Source organism: Flavobacterium sp. T50_26, from assembly GCF_057652995.1.
Genome location: NZ_JBYFCC010000039.1, coordinates 1 through 19,825, shown reverse-complemented (window position 1 = coordinate 19,825; position 19,825 = coordinate 1). Strand labels below are relative to the sequence as shown.

The following is a 19,825-nucleotide window of genomic DNA, read 5'->3' as shown; positions in this document are numbered from 1 at the left end:
ATTTCAAAGTTAATAATTTTTGAAAACACTCTCTTAGTTTTGAATTAAATCAGTCCACTTTATGCTGACGATTTACAGAAGCCGAAAAAGCCATCCAAAAGGCAAAACAATTACAAGATAATTTGTTGATTGCAAATGGTTATTTTTTTAAAGGAATTAACCAGATTGAAATGAATAAGTTCAAAGAATCCGAAAAATCACTCTGGAAATCAATAGATTATCAACCGGAAAGTTTCAGTAAATTGCACATCAGAAGCACCATTCAACACGAACATATTTTCAATAACATTGCTCAACTGAAGTTAAAAATTCGTCAAACAGATTCTGCCGTTTGGTATAATGCAAAAGCCTATCAATTTGCAAAAAAAGCAAGTAGTAAAAGAGGAATTCCTAATGTTGAACAGACTTTTGGTCAAATTTATCTGGAAGAACAGAAAATGGATAGTGCTGTTTTCTATTTTCAAAAGAGTATTCTTTCGGCTCAAAAAAGTGAATATTTTGATATTGTCTTACTCAATTATGGTTTTATGATGCAGTGTTTTGAAGATAATCAAATGGAGAATAATCGATGGTATGAAAAAGGATTGGAATTGATTAATAAAAAGATAATTAATTCCACATTTCAGCATTATTTTTACAAAATTGCATTGAATGTTTTTAAAAAAACAAATCAAGTTGAAAAGCTTTCTTTCGTTCAGGAGAAATTAATCACCATTAATGACGAAACACGTTTAAAAGGAAATTTGAACATTCAAAATATAACAGAACAATATTCAAAAAACGAAAATAAACTTCTTTTACTTCAGGTAGAAGAATTAAAAAAACAACGAAAGTTTACCATTCTTCAATTGATTGCGGCGTTGCTTTCGGTGATCATTCTATCTTTAATCATCATAATTATCCGAAGAAAAAATAAAATTCAAAAAACCTTACTTCAACAAAAAAATGAAATCAGCAAAGATTTGCACGACGACATCGGAAGCGGTTTAAGCAGCATCCTCATTCATGCCGATTTGTTATTGAAAAACGAACAAACATCTGAAAAGCAAAAAATTTTAGCTTCGAAAATTAACCTTACCGGAAAAGAAATTTCACAACGATTAAACACATTTATTTGGTCATTAAACACTGAACACAATACACTTCAACATTTTTCAGAATATGTAAAATTGTATGGAGCAACACTTTTTGATGAAACACCAATTACATTTTCATTTAATACAACCGTTGAAGACAGTGAATCGATAAAAATGAATGGGCAAATCCGTAAGAATTTATTTTACGCAATCAAAGAAGTGCTAAATAATTCACTCAAACATGCTCAAGCTAGTAAAATTGATTTGAAGATGAAGTTGATTTCATTGAAACAACTTCAAATTACCATTCAGGATAATGGAACCGGAATTAGTAAAGAAAATTCATTTGGAAATGGTTTAAAAAACATCCAAAACAGGGTAGACCTGATGAATGGAACTTTTTCGATGAAATCGCAAAACGGATTGCTGACAATCCTAACAATTCCACTATAAATTGATGTAAAGTGATTTTGTAAGAAAATTAGAATACGCTAAAAGGCGTATTTTTTTTATGTTAAAATGAATCATTTAGTTTTTAATTTAATCGATTTGTTCTGTAAAGCCCTCTATTTATTGACTTTCTTCTTCATAAAATAGATGTAACTACTACGGATATTATCGTATTGTGGTAGTGCGTTGATTAACTGAATTTTATACTTCAGAAATCACTAAAAATAGCTTGTTCTGTTTTTTCAAAAAAACCACTGTCATGAAGAGATTGATATTTTACTTTTTTGTATTGTTTTCCACGTCAATATTTGCACAAGTGGGAATCAACACAACCACACCAAACGCACAACTAGATATCCGATCGTCTAACCAAATTGCACCGGCTTCAACTGACGGAATGTTGATTCCTAAAGTGGACACTTTTCCTGCAAGCAATCCATCAGTAGCTCAACAAGGAATGTTGGTTTATTTGACAACGAACGTGGGTAGTAATCAACCGGGATTTTATTTTTGGAACAATCCAACATTAACGTGGATTCCAATTGGAAACAATAATAATTCCAATTGGAATTTAACCGGAAATACTGGCACCAATCCAGCGATAAACTTTATAGGCACAACAGATAATCAGGATGTGGTTTTTAGACGATTTAATGTGTTTTCAGGAAGAATATCAAATTCCAATACGTTTTTCGGAAGGTTAAGCGGAAGTGTTTCAACGGCTACAAACAATACATTTTTAGGAACAGAAGCAGGACGAGACAACATAACCGGTGATCAAAATGTTTTTATAGGGAGAAGATCCGGAACATTTGGAACAACTGGTTCTAATAATGTACTGGTTGGAAACGGAGCGGGAATATTAAATGAAGCAAATCAAAATACTTTTGTAGGTTCGTTTTCAGGCAATGGAAATTTTTCCGGGGCTAATAATTCATTTTTTGGGTATTTTTCAGGAACAAACACATCAACAGGTGGCCTTAATACTTTTTTAGGAGCATTTGCCGGAAATGCAAATACAACTGGAATACAAAATACAATTATAGGAAGTAATTCAAATTTGTTAACCAATAACTTAATAAATGCAACAGCAATAGGTTCAAATTCGTTGGTGTCAACAAGTAATTCGTTGGTTTTAGGGAGTGTAAATGGTATAAATAGTGCTTCAGCCACTGTAAATGTTGGTATCGGGACCACTTCACCATTAGATCGTTTACATATTGTCGGAAATCTTAGAATGGTTGATGGCAACCAAGCCGCCGGAAGAGTATTAACCAGTGATGTTAATGGAACGGCTAGTTGGCAAAATGCCTCCGCCAATACATGGGGTTTAACTGGAAATGCAGGTACTAATCCTACAACAAATTTTATAGGTACGATAGATGGTCAGGATGTGGTTTTTAGAAGAAATAATGTTTTATCGGGTTTAATTGGGTTAACCAATACTTCTTTTGGAAGTACGTCTTTATTTTCCAATACAATAGGAACGAATAATACCGCTTTTGGACGGTTTTCTCTAAATTCAAATACATCGGGTAGTTTTAACACTGCAGTTGGTGGATTTGCACTCTCGGCTAGTCCAACCGGATTTAATAATACAGCAGTGGGTTATCAAGCAAATACAAATAATACTACCGGTCAATCAAATTCAGCTTTGGGTCAATTAGCTTTATCTGCAAATACCTCAGGCGGTTTTAATACAGCTATTGGAAGACAATCATTGACCAACAATGTCACAGGAGCTTCAAATACAGCGTTAGGTGCTCTTTCCAATGTAGGAACCGATAATTTAACAAATGCAACCGCCATTGGAACTAGAGCTCAAGTTGACACTAACAATAGTTTAGTTTTAGGAAGCATTTTTGGTATAAATGGGGCAACAAGTTCTGTTAACGTTGGAATAGGAACGACAACACCGGCAAGAAAACTTCATGTATCAAATGGTTCAAGTGGCGGCACTTCGAACTTTAATGCTGGAATTGTTTTGGAAAGTAATACTAATGTTTATCAACATTTTTTAACTCCAAATACTAGTGAGAGCGGTTTGTTGTTTGGGTCTGAACTTAATTCATTAAATGGGGGAATCATTTATAATAATTCTAATCAATCGATGATTTTCAGAACAGGGGGAAGTTTTTTTAGAATGGTAATCAATAATTTGGGTGATGTGGGAATTGGTACTTTTTTTCCTGGAGGTCAATTTGAATTGTCATTAAATGAGGGAAGAAAACCATCATCAAATTTCTGGACGATTCCATCTGATATGCGTTTGAAAATTGTAAATGGTATTTACGGAAAAGGTTTGTCCGAAATTATTCAGTTAAAACCAATTAGATACAATTATAAAAACACTGATAAAAAAACGTTTGAAGAAAAAGTACTAAACCAAGAAGCCACAGGGTTTTTAGCTCAAGAAGTGCAACAAATTTTTCCGGAAGCAATAGGAGTAGATCGCGATGGTTATTTAAATTTTGATTTGCATCCCATCATGATTGCATCAATAAATGCTTTTAAAGAATTAAATAGTAAATATGAAGAATTAAAAAATAAAAATGAAGCCCTCGAAAATAAATTAAATTTACTGTTAAGCAGAATTGAAAAAATAGAAAATCAGTAACTGGAAAAAATTGGAAATTAGTTTTAGTGGTTGATCCCCTTCTGGCGAGTGGTTTGCGGAAGGGGATCTTTTTTATCTATTAAGCTACAATAAATTAAAATTTATTTCTTGATAAAGTTATAATCACGAGCTATTTTTAACAACATCTGAGTAGTAGTGGCATTAAGTTTTTGCATCAAATTTTTTCGATGCGTTTCTATCGTATAAGAACTTAGACACAATTGTTTTGCTATTTGCGGACCATTCATACCTTTTTCTAAAAGGTCAAGAATTTCTTGTTCTCTTCTTGTGAGCACGATGGATGCAGGGTTAACTTGATCAGTGATTTTATAATGTTCTAACAATTTTGCGTTGGCTGCACTACTAACAAATATTTTATCGTCTAATACCATATCAATAGCATTAAGCAATTCTTTTCGCTCCATATCTTTGAGCAAATAACCATTTGCACCTTTTGAAAGAGCTTGAGAAATAATAGCAAAATCATTAATAGAGGTTAGAATAAGAATTTTAGATTCAGTAGATAAAGCTTTGATTTTTTCACACAATTCCAAACCGTCAATATCAGGTAAATTGATGTCTAACAAGATAATATCAGGCACAGTATTTTTAAGAAAAGTCATTGCTTCACCACCTGTTTTTGCAACGCCAATAACACTTACGTTCGACTCTGTTTTGAGCATTGTCGTTACGCCGTCTGCAACTAATGGATGATCGTCAATTATAAATACCGTTATCATAATAGGATAATTCTCTCTATAAAAGTATATTATTTTTTAATACTAATTTGTATCGGATAATAAAAATTCCATCATAACAGTTGTTCCCAAAGAAGCCTCCGAGTCAATCGAAAGTTTTCCGTTTAAATATTGAACCCTTTCTTTAACAGATGAAAGCCCGATTCCTTTTGTATTGGCTTGATCAGAAAATCCTTTTCCATTATCTTCCACCGTTATATTGAGTCTGTTTCCTTCTTTGATAAATTGTATGATAGCCTCGGTAGCATCAGAATGTTTGATAATATTATTTAACAATTCCTGAACAATTCGATAAAGCATAATTTCAAAAGGAGAAGTGAGTCGTTCATTTAAACCAAAATGTTGAAAAGTGACTTTTAGTTGTTTTGAACTGCTAATGTTTACAGCAAGCTCTTCAATAGAATGAATTAATCCCAATTTAATCAATACTTCCGGCATCATATTGTGTGCAATTCTGCGTACTTCCGTTGCGGCATTACCAACTATCCCGATGCATTTTTCCAGCAAGGCTGCTTGTTCCTCATTTTTTATTTGATGCTCAAGTGTGCTCAAATGCATTTTGATGGTAGAAAAAGTTCCGCCCAAACTATCATGTAAATCTTTTGCAATTCGAGTTCGTTCTGTTTCTTGTCCGTTAATCATCGCTTGAAGCGAAATTACCTGCTGTTGCTGTTCCAACGATTGTTTTTCCTTTTCAGCAATTATTCTTTTTTGTCGGTTTGTATAATATAAAAATCCGAAAATAATGAGTAATCCTGAAGCAATAAATCCAATTAAAAGCAAAACCCTATTGTGATTTGCTACAGTAAGTTCATGCTCTGCATTGGTCAGTTTTAATTGTGTAATTTCTTTTTCTTTTTTTCCGGCTTGAAATTTAGCTTCCAAAAAATGTAATTCTTTAATTCTTTCGGTGGAATTTAAACTGTCTTTTAGTTCAAAAGCAGTTTGACTGTATTTATAAGCATTTTTAAAATCGTTATTTTCAGCATAAATTGATGCAATAGAATTCGCATTTTTAAAAGCATAATCAATCGATCCATCTTTTAAACAAGCAGCATATGATTGTTTAAAATAGTCAAGAGCTTGTATATTATTTCCCGAAAATTGATACGCTCGGGCAATTTTGTTCAAAGCAATGGCAATATGACCATCACTTTTTAGCAAATTGGAATGATGAAGATATTTTTGATAATGCGTAATTGCCTCACTGTAATTTTTATCTTTCAAGGCAAATTCTCCATGAAGTTTAGAAGATTGCAAGTAGGCTACGTTTTTGTCATACTCAGTAAAGGTTGTGTTTGCTGAAATAAAAGCATCAAGTTCAGCTAATTTTTCTCTTGCTTCTTCATCTTTGCCAAGAGCGGTCAACGATTGACAATAGGTATAATAATAATCAACCACACCTTCGTTTGCCATATTTGGTAAATACTCACTTGTCTTTTTTAAATAGTCAATTGCTTTATCATGCTGATCCAAATGCCGATAATCATCTGCTATCCAAGACAATAAGTTCCCCATGTCTTTTTTACTGCAATTCCCTTTTTCAGCAATTTGCAATGCTTTTAATCGAACGGAAAGACCTTCGGCAAAATCACCTTGATAACTGTAAACATAACCAATACTGTTCAACGCTTTTACTTGTATTTCGGTTTTTTGATTAGGGTTTGATATTTTCTTACTTGCTTCAAAAGCTTTTTCTGCGGTTTTTATTGCAGCTTCCCAATTACTGTTTAAAAAGTGGTGATTGGATTCCAACAAATAGGAAGTTGCATATTCAAAATACAAATTTTGATCAGATGCTTTTTTTCGAATGGCCTCAATCATCGGTAAAACTTGACTGTCAGGCAATCTATTTTCAATTTGAACAGTTGCAGAATCAATAGTTGCAGCAAGCTCTTTTTGAATCGAATTTTGTCCAAACATTATTCCGGAAGGCAAAAAAAGGATAAAAAACAGATAAAAAACTGCTTTCAAATGATCAATCATTTCTTTTGATTTAAGAGGTAAAACTAATTTAGAAAGATAAAACCCTTTAACAGAAAATCCAATACCTGAATTCAGGTATTTTTTTACTTGAAAAATACAAAGATTCAGGAGTAGGAATTAAGGGAAGCTATTCTCAATTTTACAGTCTTAAAAGTTTGATAAACATTGAGTTATGAAAAAGAGTGTCATTTTTGTGTTGTTTTTTGTGTGGATGGGTCATGCTCAAGTGGGAATCAATACCGTCACTCCCAATGCCCAATTAGACATTCGCTCTTCAAATCAAGTAGCCCCAAGCAACACAGACGGAATTTTGATTCCTAAAATAGATCAATTTCCTGCAACCAATCCAACAGCAGCTCAACAAGGAATGTTGGTTTATTTAACTATACTTTCAGGAACAGATTTGCCTGGTTTTTATTATTGGGATAATCCAACAGTAAAGTGGATTCCGATCGGAAATAATAATAATTCAGGTTGGAATCTTACTGGAAATACCGGCACCAATCCGGCGGTAAATTTTATAGGAACTACAGATAATCAAGATGTTATATTTAAAAGAAATAATGTTTTTGCAGGGAAAATAGCTATATCAAACATTTCCTTAGGGATGAATAGCGGAAATGCTTCCACAGGCTTTTACAATACATACATAGGAGAAGAAGCAGGGAAAAACACTGTAACTGGCTCACAAAACGTAATGATTGGAGGTCTTGCAGGATTTTTTGGTGATTCAGGCACAAGTAATGTTTTAGTCGGATTTGCGGCTGGACAATTAAATAGTGGGGGGCAAAATACCTTTATTGGACCTTTTACAGGAGGAGGAAACACGACAGGGACTAATAATTCCTTTTTAGGAGTTTCGTCTGGTTCACTAACAAGCACAGGATTTAACAATACATTTATAGGTGCATTCTCAGGAGAAAATAATATCACAGGAACTCAAAATACTATTCTTGGAAATGAGGCAGATGTGGCAAATAGCAATTTAACAAACGCAACCGCAATTGGCTCAAGAGCACAAGTTAATACTAGTAATTCATTGGTTTTAGGAAGTGTGAATGGTGCTAATGGAGCTACAAGTTCTGTTAATGTTGGAATAGGCACAACCACACCTTTAGACCGCTTACATGTAGCTGGAAATATGAGAATGGTAGATGGCAACCAAGCAGCGGGAAGAGTGCTAACAAGTGATGCCAACGGAACTGCCTCTTGGACAAACCCTATTGGAGCTACTAACGGAACTCTTGATGAAGCCTACGATTTTGGCGGAGCAGGATTAGGAAAAACAATTACTGCCGATGCTGGAGCCGTTTTAATAAATGGCACTGATGGATTGGTATCTACAGGAACTATTGGCAGTGGTGCAATTGCACCATCTGGTGCAGGAACACGCATGGTTTGGAACCCACGAAAAGCAGCGTTCAGGGCAGGATCTACAAGTACAACACAATGGGATAATGTTAATGTTGGAACAGGTTCCATCGCTTTAGGATCTAATACTATTGCAAGCGGTCCTCTTTCCACCGCTTTTGGTACTAATACTACTGCAAGCGGAATTAATTCCACCGCTTTTGGATATGGTAATGCTGCAAGCGGAAGCTATTCCACTGCTTTTGGAGATAACACGACTGCATCCGGAATGCATTCCACTGCTTTTGGAGGGAGTAATACGGCACCAAGCTTTGGGGAGACGGTATTAGGTATTGGAGCCACACAATATACACCATCCACGAACGGATCAAGTCAATTTAGAATAGCCAATGCTACTGATAGATTATTCGTAGTTGGAAATGCTATAGATGCCAATAGCACTGGATCAGTAGATTTCGCCGAAAGAAGTGATGCTTTAATTATTTTAAAAAATGGCTTAACACGTTTACCATCAACGACTAATGCCATGATTACTGCCGCAGATGGAAAAGCAGTTGTTACTAAAGAATATTTGCAAAGCAACACTTCCGGAACACTTGACCAAGCTTACGATTTTGGCGGAGCAGGTTTAGGAAAAACAATAACTGCCGATGCCGGAGCCGTTTTAATTAATGGAACGGATGGGCTGGTTTCAACAGGAACATCGGGTTTAGGAGCAATTGTGCCAAGTGGTGCAGGAATTCGAATGGTTTGGAATCCTAGAACAAGAGCTTTTAGGGCAGGTGGTGTTAGCGGAGCTCAATGGGATACTATTAATGTTGGATTCGGATCATTTGCATTTGGTAATGATACAACTGCAATTGGTACTTATTCCATGGCATTCGGATTTAATACAACTGCAACCGCATTTTATTCCACAGCATTTGGAGTTGGCACAACCGCAAGTGAATCTAGATCTACCGCATTTGGAGCTGGTACAACTGCAAGTGAAATTAATGCAACTGCATTTGGTAATGATACAACTGCTGACGGAACTAATTCAACTGCATTTGGACAAAATTCAACTGCTAACGCAACTAACTCAACCGCATTTGGACAAGACACAACCGCAAGTGGATTTAGCTCAACCGCTTTTGGACAAGATACAACTGCTAACGGAACTAATTCAACCGCATTTGGAAAACAAAATAATGCCAAAAGTCATAGCGAAACTGTATTTGGTATTGGTGCAACTGATTATACACCATCAGCCAATTCAAACACTCAATTTAGAATCGCCAATGCGACAGATAGATTATTAGTAGTTGGAAATGCCATAGATTTAAATGCCAACAATATTGTTGATGCAACCGAAAGAAGTGATGCTTTGGTAATCCTAAAAAATGGAAATACCGGTATAGGTACTTCGACACCAACGCAAAACCTAGAAATTTCGGGTCCTGCGGGATTAACCACTACACGAATCACTAATACTTCAGCAACAGGAATAACAGCCAATGTTGCATTGGATTTTTACCGAAGAACAAACGCCAATACCGATTGGCGGATATTCAATATTGGTCCTTATTTAACCATAGGAAATAGTTTAGACGATTTAGCAACCGTTAACGAATTGTACCAATACCAAGCAGCTCGTTTTATGCCCATGAATGACGCAACACAAAGCTTAGGGCAAGGAGCAAACCGTTGGAATACACTTTTTGCCTCCAACGGAACAATCAACACAAGTGATGCAAGAGAGAAAAAAAACATCCAAAATTTAAATTATGGTTTAACAACGCTAATGCAATTTCGTCCCGTGAGTTTTGAATGGAAAAAAGACGACGGTAGCGGAACCAAACTTGGTTTAATTGCTCAAGAATTACAACAAGTAATTCCCGAAGTGGTTCGCGATTGGGATTGGGAAGAAGATGAACAAGGAAATCGTAAAAAAGTAGCTTCTCCAATTTTAGGAGTTTACTACAGCGATTTGATTCCGGTTTTAATCAAATCTACTCAAGAACAACAAGCGATTATAGAAAATCTTAAACAAGAAAACACAAGTTTAAAATCCGAAAATGAGAACCTTAACAAAAAAATGAATGCTATTCATGAACGATTACTAAAACTTGAAGCCAAACAATACTAAAACAACTTAAACAATGAAAAAGATTAAAAAAAAACATTTATTTATCATCACACTTTTTGGGCTATCTTATAATTTGACGGCTCAAATTCCCGGTTCGCTCAACGAAAACTTTAATCAAGTTGGTTGGAATGATAGTATCGTGGCTAACAATAATGGGGTAGCGATAACAAAAACCATGATACAACCCGATGGAAAGATAATTGTAGTGGGCGAAACGAACTTTTCAAACGAAGGTGTAGAATCTATTATCGTAAGATATAATATAGACGGTAGCGTTGATGATACATATGGAGGTGGTGATGGAATTTTCAGATCATGGAATGATTTAGAAATTTATATGAGAGGAAATGGCACCGCGATGCAAAGTGATGGAAAAGTCATTGTAGGCGGCGACTTTTTCTATATCTCCGAAAGACTCATCAGAGTAAATACAGATGGTAGTTTGGACACGAGCTTTGGCGAACAAGGAATGATTGATATACAAAGACCCAATGATGAATATCTTTATCACATTGCTGTTCAGTCTGACAATAAAATAATCGTTTGTGGAAAAGAACGATTACAGGTTAACGGAAGCTTTATCGATCATGTTTTTCTATCGCGTTTTTCAGAAAATGGGGTAGTAGATGCAAGTTTCGGAATAGATGGTAAGGTTTCCTATATTACAGATGATTTTTCGTTTTCAAGTTTGCAAATAAATGACTTACTTGTTTTGCCCAACGATAAAGTAATAGTAAATATTTCGTTTACAAAATTTTCAAACTATTCTGTAATGCTTACGCGTTTTAATGCAAACGGAACTATGGATAGTGCTTTTGGAAACGCAGGACATGTGATTAAAAGTGAGCTAACAAGTACCGATAATTTCAGGTATTCAACCTCTGCTATTCAAACAAATGGTTCTATTGTTTCTATATTTACTGCAAGTGATGAAAACAACTTTGAAACACCTTTTTCCGATGAATTATTTCGTGTAAATGAACAAGGTGTTTTAGATAATTCTTTTTCTATATCAATACCAAATGGAAAACTTTTTCCTGACTTTTCACAAGTTCAGGTAGCAGAAAACAGGATTTTCCTTTTTGATAAAAATAACCTTCCACAGAATCAAGGTGATCCAAGTTTCGATAAGATTTTCTGTTTTGATTTAAGCGGAAATCCGGTATCCTCATTTGGCAACAATGGCGTAGCAATAATTGATGGAAATGATATTCCGATAACCTATTATTCAAGTGCAGCAGTAATAAGTAATTCGGGAACAATCTTTCTTTCTTCCTATTCAGAAGACATTGAAATTCCTGAACAAAGAAATTTAGTACTAAGTAGTGTGAATGGTTTCAATCAGGATTTGTCTATTCTTGATCAAGAAGCGGAAGATAATTTATTCTTTTTCCCTAATCCAACAACCGGAATTGTATCAATCCTTAACTCAGAAAATAAAGTAATAGATAAAATTGAAGTAGTAGATGTGTTAGGCAAAGTTGTTTATGAAAAATACCAAAACACTACGCAAATCGACATCAGCAGCGTATCAAAAGGAATATACATTATTAACCTTTACACAGAAGGAAATAAAATTCAGAAAAGAATAATCAAAAATTAAAAAATGTAAAAGAAAAGCATTAAAAATAAATTGGAAATTAGTTTTAGTGGTTGATCCCCTTCTGGCGAGTGGTTTGCGGAAGGGGATTTTTTTGAAGGTAGCCACAAATTGGCACATTGTCAAATTGACTAATCGCCATATTGCCACATTAGCTAATTAACACATTGCCACATTCCCAAACTATCGTATTTTTACACTCAAATTTATAAAAAATGGCTTCAGGATTTTTTGCACTGTTAGATGATATTGCGTTATTGATGGATGATGTAGCAACCATGAGTAAAATGGCTACCAAAAAAACAGCCGGAATTTTAGGCGATGATTTGGCTGTGAATGCCGAAAAAGCGTCTGGATTCGTATCCTCGCGAGAATTACCCGTTTTGTGGGCAATTACCAAAGGATCTGCTCTCAATAAAGTCATTATTTTACCCATTGCCTTTTTACTATCCTATTTTTTGCCTTGGCTCATTACGATTATTTTAATTTTAGGAGGATTATATTTGGCGTATGAAGGTGCAGAAAAAATTTATGAATATTTTTTTCCACATGCTCCGGCAAAAAAAGTAGAGGTTTTCAAAGAATTATCAGAAGCAGAAATTTTAGCTCTGGAAAAAGGTAAAATTAAATCAGCCATCGTAACCGATTTTATTCTTTCTGTTGAAATCATCATCATCGCAATGGGAACCGTTGTTGGTCAGGATTTTTGGATGCAAGTCATGGTCGTAAGTGTCGTTGCGTTTATTGCAACCGTTGGCGTTTATGGAATTGTGGCCTTGATTGTTCGTATGGACGAAGCTGGGTATAAGCTGATTCAGTGGAGTGCAGGACGAAATAATTTACTTCAAAAAGTGGGAACGCTTTTAGTAAAAGCATTACCACGCGTTATTCAAGTTTTAGCAGTCGTAGGAACACTTGCCTTACTGTTAGTGTCGGGAGGAATATTTTCGCATCAATTGCCTGCTTTACATCACGCTGTAGATTTCATGCCAAGCATGTTGCTTGAATTTTTACTGGGTTTAATCGTGGGTTTACTTTGCGTTTTTGTAGTGAATATTTTTAAGAAAATTGTAAAGAAAAAAAAGGTTACCGAGTAATTTTTTTAAAAGATAAATCTTTTTAGTACATTTTCTTAATCACATACGTCACAATTCCCCAAATCACCAATTGGTTTTCATCCGTGATTTTGATGGGTTCAAAAAGCTTGTTTTCGGGCATTAAGAACACCTCTTCTTTAGTTATTTTAATGCGTTTCACCGTAAATTCACCATCTAATAAACAAACGGCTACTTTATTGTTTTTAGGTTCTAAACTACGGTCAATCACCATAATGTCGCCATCGTCAATGCCGGCCCCAATCATCGATGTGCCGGAAGCTTTGGCATAAAAAGTAGTCTCTCTATTTTTGACTAAAACGGCATCTAAACTAATTTTATTTTCATCAAAATCTGCCGCCGGCGAAGGGAATCCAGCCTTGATTCCCGCCGTAATAAACGGAAGTTCAATTGGATTATCTAAATCCGGAAGAAAAAAAGTAAGTTTGGTTGTTGTCATAAATTAATTCTCAAATTGTTGCATTACCAAAATCCGTTCTTATCTTTTTTCGCAAGCGAATCCAAAAAATAATCTGCGTAAATCTGTTTAATCTGTAAAATCCGTGTTCCATTAAAAATAAATTCATTCCTAACCCAATTTCACTTTAAAAATATCTCGAATATCCGTCGTATATTTTGGTGAAAGCAAATTCTGTTTCATTTTCCAAGTGCGTTGCAAATCCTGATTGCCCAATCGAATTTTTCGTTCACCGGTTTTTTTATGAAAGGCATCTATCACTTCCATGATCTTTTGGTGTTTCGGATTTTCTTCTTCAAACAAGTGAAATTGCTTTTGGTCTTGCGGAATAATTTGGGTTACAATCACTCCCGCTTTTTTATAAATTTCGCCCTCTTCAAAGATTTCTTTCAGCATTTTAACCGCCAATGCACTGATGGTCATACTGGAATTACTCGCAAAAGGCAAGGTTTCCATTTTATAAAAATTATACTTCGGTTTATCGACTTTGTATTTGTCTTTCCGCAAATATAAAATAACGCCGTAACAACAGGAATTTTGTTTACGAAGTTTCTCCGCACACACGGTAGCAAAGGTAGAAACCCGTTCTTTCATTTCGTCAAACGTAGTGATGTTACCATCGAAACTTCGAGTAATAGCGATGTTCTTGCGGTCTTTGGGTTCTTCGAGTTCTAAAACGGATTGACCTAATAATTCCAATCGCAATCGGTTGCCCACCACGCCCATTTCTTTTTTGATAAAAGCTTCGTTGTGTGGCAAAGTAAAATCGTAGGCGGTATGAATATTTTTGGCTTTCATTTTGTTGGTTAACCGATAACCGATGCCCCAAACGTCTTCAATTTTGGTCCATTTTAACCCTTTGACGCGTTTTTCTTCGGTATCAATCACATAACTTCCCAAGGTTTGTGTTGGAAATTTTCGGGCAATTTTGTTCGCTACTTTTGCTAATGCTTTGGTGGGAGCAAAGCCAACGGAAACTGGAATGCTTAACCATTTCATTGTTCGCTTTTTCATTTCCAAACCGTATTGCTGATAATCCGGAATAGTCATGCCGTCAAAGTTAAGAAAAGCCTCGTCGATACTATAAACTTCAATATTGGGAGTAAATTGTCCTAAAATAGCCATTACACGATTACTCAAATCGCCATACAATGCATAATTGGAAGAAAAAACGGTGATGTTTTTTTGTTTTAGTTCGTCGCGTACTTTGAATTCCGGTGCTCCCATCGGGATGCCTAATGCTTTGGCTTCGTCGCTGCGAGAGATGATACAGCCGTCGTTGTTAGACAAAATAACAATGGGTTTTCCATTCAGTTGAGGTTGGAAAACACGTTCGCACGAAGCATAAAAATTGTTACAATCGACTAAAGCATACATCTTGTAAAGTTAGTGGATTATTGTTTTTTCTGGAAGCGAACGAATGTTAATGTTGATAAGAAATTGGAGTTAGGAGTTGGGAGTTTTTAGTCGCAGTCGCAGACTTCAACCAAAAACAGACAACTAAAAACAGACAACCGACAACCGACAACAGACAACAGACAACAGACAACCGACAACAGTTAGAAGCGAATGGCTCGGGCATTTCAAGCCAACCATTTTCCCGCTTTCCGTTCCAATTTTTTGTTCACGAGCAAAGCTCGCCAACAAAAAGATTTCCACTGCAATCGGGGCTAGAAAGGAAACAAATCGCCTACTTGTAAATATCCAACAACCGACAACCAACAACCAACAACCGACAACAGATAACGGACAACAGACAACTCAAAACACCTTCTCATACGCTCGTCTCGGACTTCCTCTAAAATGCACAATGCCACAAAATACAAAACCTGATTTTTCAAAGATGCTCATCATAGCAAAATTATCGTGATTGGTGTCGGCTTTGAGGCTATGGATGTTGTTGGCTACCGCAAAAGCTTCGATGTGCTCAATCATTTTTTTGGATAAGTTTTGACCGATGTATTCCTGAGCAATTGCCACACGATGAAAAACCACAAAATCACTATTGGTCAACCATTCGCCTTGCAGGTTATCATATTCCGGTTCGTCATTGATTAAAACAGCAGAATAACCCACAATAATTTCGCCATCAGTTAGCACATAACCAATTCCTTTTTCAATGTCTTTCTGGATGATTTGCGGGTTGGGATAACCGTCTTGCCATTGGTTGCTGCCGTCGGCTTTTCGTCGGAGGATGGCGTTTTGTAGGATGATCCAGATTTGTGGAGCATCGGTGGTGGTGGCTTTTCGGAAGTGGTAGTTCATTGGAGGTTGGGTTCTGTTAACTAGCAAATAAATTGCAAAGTTAGCAGAATTTTATATCGAAGCACAGACTGCGTGAGTGATTGAGCCATTGTTTGAGCTCTTTTTGTGGAAGACCAGCGGGATGGAACAAAAAAGCGAGTGGCGAAAGCACGACCCTTGGGGCACGCCCAAAACTTTTTACAAATTTATATAATTTTACAAATCTGTGTTCTAAAGAAATAACGAACCGATGAATGATGAATAACGAATGTTGAAATAAAAAAAACGTCCCGATTGCTCGAGACGTTGTCATTTCATTCGGTAATCTAAATAATATCTATTATTCGATCACAGCTACTTGAGCTGCTACTTTACCTTTTCTACCTTCTTCTTCTTCGTAGTGAACTCTGTCACCTTCTCTTAGCTCTTCAGCTTTGATTCCGGTTGCGTGAACGAAGATGTCTTTTCCGGTTTCTTCATCTGTGATGAATCCGTAACCTTTTGACTCATTGAAAAATTTTACTGTACCTGTACGCATTGTGATAATAAAAAAAATTAATAATGCCCAAAGGTAATCTATAATTAAATACGAATGTTAAAACAATGTTACTTTTTTGTGAAAATTATTGATTTTCAGTATTTTCCTCGTTTTTTTTATCGAATTTAAACATATAGTCTTCTAATTTCTTGTTTTTATATCGATGCCATAAAAAAATGGGCATGAGCACTAATGCACTGATTAATACACCGATACCAACCCATTTATTTCCTTCTTCACCGACAGTGTTTTTAACATAATAACCGTAGGCTATAAACGCCAAAACGATAAAAAACAGGATGCGAATGACGTATTTCATGGTTTTATTTTAGGTTTAATTTGATGTGTAATTCGTTTAATTGTGCTTCGTCGATGGTGGATGGAGCATCAATCATTACATCGCGACCGCTGTTGTTTTTTGGGAAAGCGATGAAATCACGAATCGTTTCTTGTCCCCCTAAAATGGCTACCAAACGATCTAATCCGAAGGCTAAACCTCCGTGTGGCGGTGCTCCGAATTGAAAGGCATTCATTAAAAATCCGAATTGGTTTTCGGCTTGTTCGGGAGAAAATCCTAACAACGAAAACATTCTGCTTTGTAAATCGCGGTCGTGAATACGGATAGATCCACCACCGATTTCGTTTCCGTTTAACACCATATCGTAGGCATTGGCACGCACTTTTCCGGGTTCGGTTTCAATGAGTTTCATATCTTCCGGTTTTGGAGAAGTGAACGGATGGTGCATGGCGTGGTAGCGTTGCGAATCTTCGTCCCATTCCAACAATGGAAAATCGACTACCCAAAGTGGAGCAAATTCGTCGGGTTTTCTCAAACCTAAACGAGTGGCAACTTCCATACGAAGAGCTGATAATTGTGTTCTGGTTTTATCGGCTTTTCCGGAAAGAATTAGAATTAAATCGCCTGGTTTAGCATTGGTGATTTCGGCCCATTTTTTTAAATCGGCTTCGTCATAAAATTTATCGACGGATGATTTTAGACTTCCGTCTAATTCATATTTTACATAAACCATTCCGGTGGCACCAATTTGCGGACGTTTGATCCAATCAATCAACGCATCAATTTCTTTTCTGGAATAGGAAGCACAGCCGGGAACGGCAATTCCGACAACTAATTCGGCCGAATTAAAAACCGGAAAATCTTTGTGTTGAGCAACGGCATTTAACTCTCCGAATTTCATATCAAAACGAATATCCGGTTTGTCGTTTCCGTAGGTTTTCATGGCATAATCGTAGGTGATTCTTGGGAATTTATCTACTTCAACACCTTTAATTTCTTTTAATAAATGACGTGTTAATCCTTCAAAAACATTTAAAATGTCTTCTTGTTCAACGAATGCCATTTCGCAATCGATTTGTGTGAATTCCGGTTGACGGTCGGCACGCAAATCTTCGTCTCTAAAACACTTTACGATTTGAAAATATTTATCCATGCCGCCCACCATCAACAATTGTTTGAAGGTTTGTGGCGATTGTGGTAAAGCATAAAATTGTCCTTCGTTCATTCGACTTGGAACAACAAAATCACGAGCTCCTTCGGGAGTTGATTTGATTAAATAAGGTGTTTCGATTTCGCAAAAACCTTGTTTAGACAAATAATTTCGAACTTCCATCGATACTTTATGACGGAAAATCAAGGAATTTTTTACCGGATTTCTTCGAATATCTAAATAACGGTATTTCATTCGAATGTCTTCACCTCCATCGGTTTCGTCTTCGATGGTGAAGGGTGGAAGTTGAGCTGCATTTAAAATCGTTAATTCAGAAACTAAGATTTCAATATCTCCGGTTGGAATGTTTTTGTTTTTTGCTTCGCGTTCGATTACGGTTCCTTTTACTTGAATCACGAATTCGCGACCCAGTGATTTAGCTGCTTCAAAAACGGATTTTTCGCTGCGGCTTTCATCAAAAATTAATTGTGTGATGCCGTAACGATCGCGTAAATCTACCCAATTCATAAATCCTTTATCACGTGATTTTTGCACCCATCCGGCTAAGGTAACTTCTGTATTGATGTGCGAACTGTTTAATTCTCCGCAAGTATGACTTCTGTACATTTTGATTCGAAATTTTTTGAGTTGCAAAAGTACTATTTTGTTTGAAGAATTTAGTTTTTTTTGGGGTAAAAGGTGATGGGGGATGGGTAAAGGGGTTGAGTGAATATGATTTGTTTCAAATCTTTATCAAAATGGAACACGGATTGGATGGATTAAATGGATTTAAGCTGATTTCTTTGTTCGCAAGCGAAAATGGATTTGGATGGATTTTATTCTGCTTACTTTTTTATTTTATGACAACTCCTTACTATTAACTCCTTACTTAATTTTAATGGAACACGGATTGTCTGGATTAAATGGATTTACGCTGATTTCTTTGTTCGCAAGCGAAAATGGATTTGGATGGATTTTATTCTGCTTACTTTTTTCTATATAAAAACTTTTCTCCTAACTCAAAACTATCAACTCCAAACTTATTTTAATGGAACACGGATTGTCTGGATTTAGGCGGATTTCTTGGTTTGTGAATAGGAATTTCGCAGAATGTTGAGAATTTTTGAAGTTCCGATTACCCATTACCAATCACCTATCACCATTTTCCAATGTTAAGTTTTCATTCAATGTTACCAAATTGTTACCAAAAAGTTTTTTTAATGTAAACTTTTATGTAAATTTGTTTTGTAATTGTTAACCTGCTAAAAATTAAAGAGTATGAAAAAGTTATTTATTGCAGCAATGCTGGTAGTTTCAGGAGCATTATTTGCTCAAGATAATAAAGCAAAACACGAAGTGGTTGACCAAATGGTTAAATCAACTTTTTATCACGATAATGGTCAAGTGCAACAAGAAGGTTTTTATAAAGACGGAAAAGTGCACGGTCAATGGGTTTCTTATGACGAAAGTGGTAAGAAAGTTGCTATGGGTCAATACCAAGACGGAATGAAAGTTGGGAAATGGTTTTTTTGGACCGGTTCAGATTTAGCAGAAGTTGATTATTCTGATAGTAGAATTGCACAAGTGAAAAAATGGTCGCAAGGTGCTATTGTGCAAGTGAACAAAAATTAACTGTACCTAAACTCAACCTTAAAAAGAGCTTCATTTCTGAAGCTCTTTTTTTATTGTATTTTCTTTTTAGTACGATTTAATTCTTTAAAGGATGAAATGATTTTTTCCATTGCTACGGAATGATCTTCTTTTCGCTTTAGTTCTGTCCAATTGACAATTTGGTAATATTTTTCTAATCCTTTTATAAATCCAAATTGATAATAGACGTCAATTCCATCCACTGTTCCGCTTACGTTCATGAGTTTTGCGTCCATTCCGTTGATTTTAGTGTCTTCAAAGTTGGAGAATTTTCCATTTTTAATAGAAGCTGATAAATTATCTTTTAATAAATTAACGTGAGTTCGATATAATTTCACTAAAAAAGTTGTACAAAAAAGCAAAAGTTAGTATATTTAAAGTGCTTAT

General features: G+C 35.7%; 16 protein-coding genes. 7 read left to right on the top strand and 9 right to left on the bottom strand.

Features of this window, described 5'->3' with window-relative positions; genetic code table 11:
• Window positions 1-170 precede the first annotated feature (170 nt).
• Both AC23MC_RS15915 and AC23MC_RS15910 read left to right on the top strand, forming a co-directional pair.
• The gene (locus AC23MC_RS15915; protein ID WP_487569331.1) at window positions 171-1,529 is read left to right on the top strand and encodes a sensor histidine kinase; all 1,359 of its coding nucleotides are present in this window, start codon (window positions 171-173) and stop codon (window positions 1,527-1,529) included.
• A 256-nt stretch (window positions 1,530-1,785) separates the two neighbouring features.
• Window positions 1,786-4,143 (top strand): tail fiber domain-containing protein, encoded by a 2,358-nt coding sequence (locus AC23MC_RS15910; protein WP_487569330.1) that lies wholly within the window; start codon window positions 1,786-1,788, stop codon window positions 4,141-4,143.
• A 101-nt stretch (window positions 4,144-4,244) separates the two neighbouring features.
• Here AC23MC_RS15910 and AC23MC_RS15905 read toward each other — a convergent pair whose 3' ends face one another.
• Window positions 4,245-4,883, bottom strand: coding sequence for a response regulator (locus AC23MC_RS15905; protein WP_487569329.1), 639 nt, complete (start codon window positions 4,881-4,883; stop codon window positions 4,245-4,247).
• A 42-nt stretch (window positions 4,884-4,925) separates the two neighbouring features.
• Entirely contained in the window at window positions 4,926-6,887 is a 1,962-nt protein-coding gene (locus tag AC23MC_RS15900) for a tetratricopeptide repeat-containing sensor histidine kinase (RefSeq protein WP_487569328.1), read from the bottom strand.
• 172 nt (window positions 6,888-7,059) lie between these two features.
• On the opposite strand from AC23MC_RS15900, the gene AC23MC_RS15895 reads away from it, so the two are divergent.
• From AC23MC_RS15895 to AC23MC_RS15885, 3 genes are all read left to right on the top strand, one after another.
• The gene (locus tag AC23MC_RS15895; RefSeq protein WP_487569327.1) at window positions 7,060-10,386 is read left to right on the top strand and encodes a tail fiber domain-containing protein; all 3,327 of its coding nucleotides are present in this window, start codon (window positions 7,060-7,062) and stop codon (window positions 10,384-10,386) included.
• A 13-nt stretch (window positions 10,387-10,399) separates the two neighbouring features.
• Complete coding sequence (locus AC23MC_RS15890; protein WP_487569326.1) at window positions 10,400-11,989, top strand: T9SS type A sorting domain-containing protein; 1,590 nt, start codon at window positions 10,400-10,402, stop codon at window positions 11,987-11,989.
• 212 nt (window positions 11,990-12,201) lie between these two features.
• A complete protein-coding gene (locus AC23MC_RS15885; RefSeq protein WP_487569325.1) occupies window positions 12,202-13,083 on the top strand; it encodes a DUF808 domain-containing protein in 882 nt (293 codons plus the stop codon).
• A gap of 22 nt (window positions 13,084-13,105) precedes the next feature.
• Here AC23MC_RS15885 and AC23MC_RS15880 read toward each other — a convergent pair whose 3' ends face one another.
• The 6 genes from AC23MC_RS15880 to aspS form a co-directional block, all read right to left on the bottom strand.
• The gene (locus tag AC23MC_RS15880; protein ID WP_487569324.1) at window positions 13,106-13,540 is read right to left on the bottom strand and encodes a LexA family protein; all 435 of its coding nucleotides are present in this window, start codon (window positions 13,538-13,540) and stop codon (window positions 13,106-13,108) included.
• Window positions 13,541-13,669: 129 nt separating this feature from the next.
• Entirely contained in the window at window positions 13,670-14,935 is a 1,266-nt protein-coding gene (locus tag AC23MC_RS15875) for a Y-family DNA polymerase (RefSeq protein ID WP_487569323.1), read from the bottom strand.
• Window positions 14,936-15,319: 384 nt separating this feature from the next.
• Window positions 15,320-15,823, bottom strand: coding sequence for an N-acetyltransferase family protein (locus AC23MC_RS15870; protein WP_487569322.1), 504 nt, complete (start codon window positions 15,821-15,823; stop codon window positions 15,320-15,322).
• A 319-nt stretch (window positions 15,824-16,142) separates the two neighbouring features.
• Window positions 16,143-16,340 carry a cold-shock protein gene (locus AC23MC_RS15865; RefSeq protein WP_112084984.1) on the bottom strand — a complete coding sequence of 66 codons (198 nt, stop codon included), beginning with the start codon at window positions 16,338-16,340 and terminating at the stop codon, window positions 16,143-16,145.
• 85 nt (window positions 16,341-16,425) lie between these two features.
• On the bottom strand, window positions 16,426-16,659 hold the full coding sequence (locus AC23MC_RS15860) for a hypothetical protein (protein WP_487569321.1): 234 nt from the start codon (window positions 16,657-16,659) through the stop codon (window positions 16,426-16,428).
• A gap of 4 nt (window positions 16,660-16,663) precedes the next feature.
• Window positions 16,664-18,415, bottom strand: coding sequence for an aspartate--tRNA ligase (aspS, locus tag AC23MC_RS15855; RefSeq protein ID WP_487569320.1), 1,752 nt, complete (start codon window positions 18,413-18,415; stop codon window positions 16,664-16,666).
• Window positions 18,416-18,456: 41 nt separating this feature from the next.
• Here aspS and AC23MC_RS15850 point away from each other — a divergent pair, with 41 nt between their 5' ends.
• Window positions 18,457-18,669: a hypothetical protein gene (locus AC23MC_RS15850; protein ID WP_487570657.1), complete on the top strand. Its 213-nt coding sequence runs from the start codon at window positions 18,457-18,459 to the stop codon at window positions 18,667-18,669.
• A gap of 397 nt (window positions 18,670-19,066) precedes the next feature.
• A complete protein-coding gene (locus AC23MC_RS15845) occupies window positions 19,067-19,420 on the top strand; it encodes a toxin-antitoxin system YwqK family antitoxin (RefSeq protein ID WP_487569318.1) in 354 nt (117 codons plus the stop codon).
• Between the two features lie 50 nt (window positions 19,421-19,470).
• Here AC23MC_RS15845 and AC23MC_RS15840 read toward each other — a convergent pair whose 3' ends face one another.
• Complete coding sequence (locus tag AC23MC_RS15840) at window positions 19,471-19,776, bottom strand: hypothetical protein (RefSeq protein WP_487569317.1); 306 nt, start codon at window positions 19,774-19,776, stop codon at window positions 19,471-19,473.
• Between the last annotated feature and the right edge of the window lie 49 nt (window positions 19,777-19,825).

What these genes read in the sequence shown, in the direction of transcription:
- AC23MC_RS15915 (WP_487569331.1), top strand. Translation starts at nt 171, where the DNA reads ATGAATAAGTTCAAAGAATCCGAAAAATCACTCTGGAAATCAATAGAT.
- AC23MC_RS15910 (WP_487569330.1), top strand. Translation starts at nt 1,786, where the DNA reads ATGAAGAGATTGATATTTTACTTTTTTGTATTGTTTTCCACGTCAATA.
- AC23MC_RS15905 (WP_487569329.1), bottom strand. Translation starts at nt 4,883, where the DNA reads ATGATAACGGTATTTATAATTGACGATCATCCATTAGTTGCAGACGGC.
- AC23MC_RS15900 (WP_487569328.1), bottom strand. Translation starts at nt 6,887, where the DNA reads ATGATTGATCATTTGAAAGCAGTTTTTTATCTGTTTTTTATCCTTTTT.
- AC23MC_RS15895 (WP_487569327.1), top strand. Translation starts at nt 7,060, where the DNA reads ATGAAAAAGAGTGTCATTTTTGTGTTGTTTTTTGTGTGGATGGGTCAT.
- AC23MC_RS15890 (WP_487569326.1), top strand. Translation starts at nt 10,400, where the DNA reads ATGAAAAAGATTAAAAAAAAACATTTATTTATCATCACACTTTTTGGG.
- AC23MC_RS15885 (WP_487569325.1), top strand. Translation starts at nt 12,202, where the DNA reads ATGGCTTCAGGATTTTTTGCACTGTTAGATGATATTGCGTTATTGATG.
- AC23MC_RS15880 (WP_487569324.1), bottom strand. Translation starts at nt 13,540, where the DNA reads ATGACAACAACCAAACTTACTTTTTTTCTTCCGGATTTAGATAATCCA.
- AC23MC_RS15875 (WP_487569323.1), bottom strand. Translation starts at nt 14,935, where the DNA reads ATGTATGCTTTAGTCGATTGTAACAATTTTTATGCTTCGTGCGAACGT.
- AC23MC_RS15870 (WP_487569322.1), bottom strand. Translation starts at nt 15,823, where the DNA reads ATGAACTACCACTTCCGAAAAGCCACCACCACCGATGCTCCACAAATC.
- AC23MC_RS15865 (WP_112084984.1), bottom strand. Translation starts at nt 16,340, where the DNA reads ATGCGTACAGGTACAGTAAAATTTTTCAATGAGTCAAAAGGTTACGGA.
- AC23MC_RS15860 (WP_487569321.1), bottom strand. Translation starts at nt 16,659, where the DNA reads ATGAAATACGTCATTCGCATCCTGTTTTTTATCGTTTTGGCGTTTATA.
- aspS (WP_487569320.1), bottom strand. Translation starts at nt 18,415, where the DNA reads ATGTACAGAAGTCATACTTGCGGAGAATTAAACAGTTCGCACATCAAT.
- AC23MC_RS15845 (WP_487569318.1), top strand. Translation starts at nt 19,067, where the DNA reads ATGAAAAAGTTATTTATTGCAGCAATGCTGGTAGTTTCAGGAGCATTA.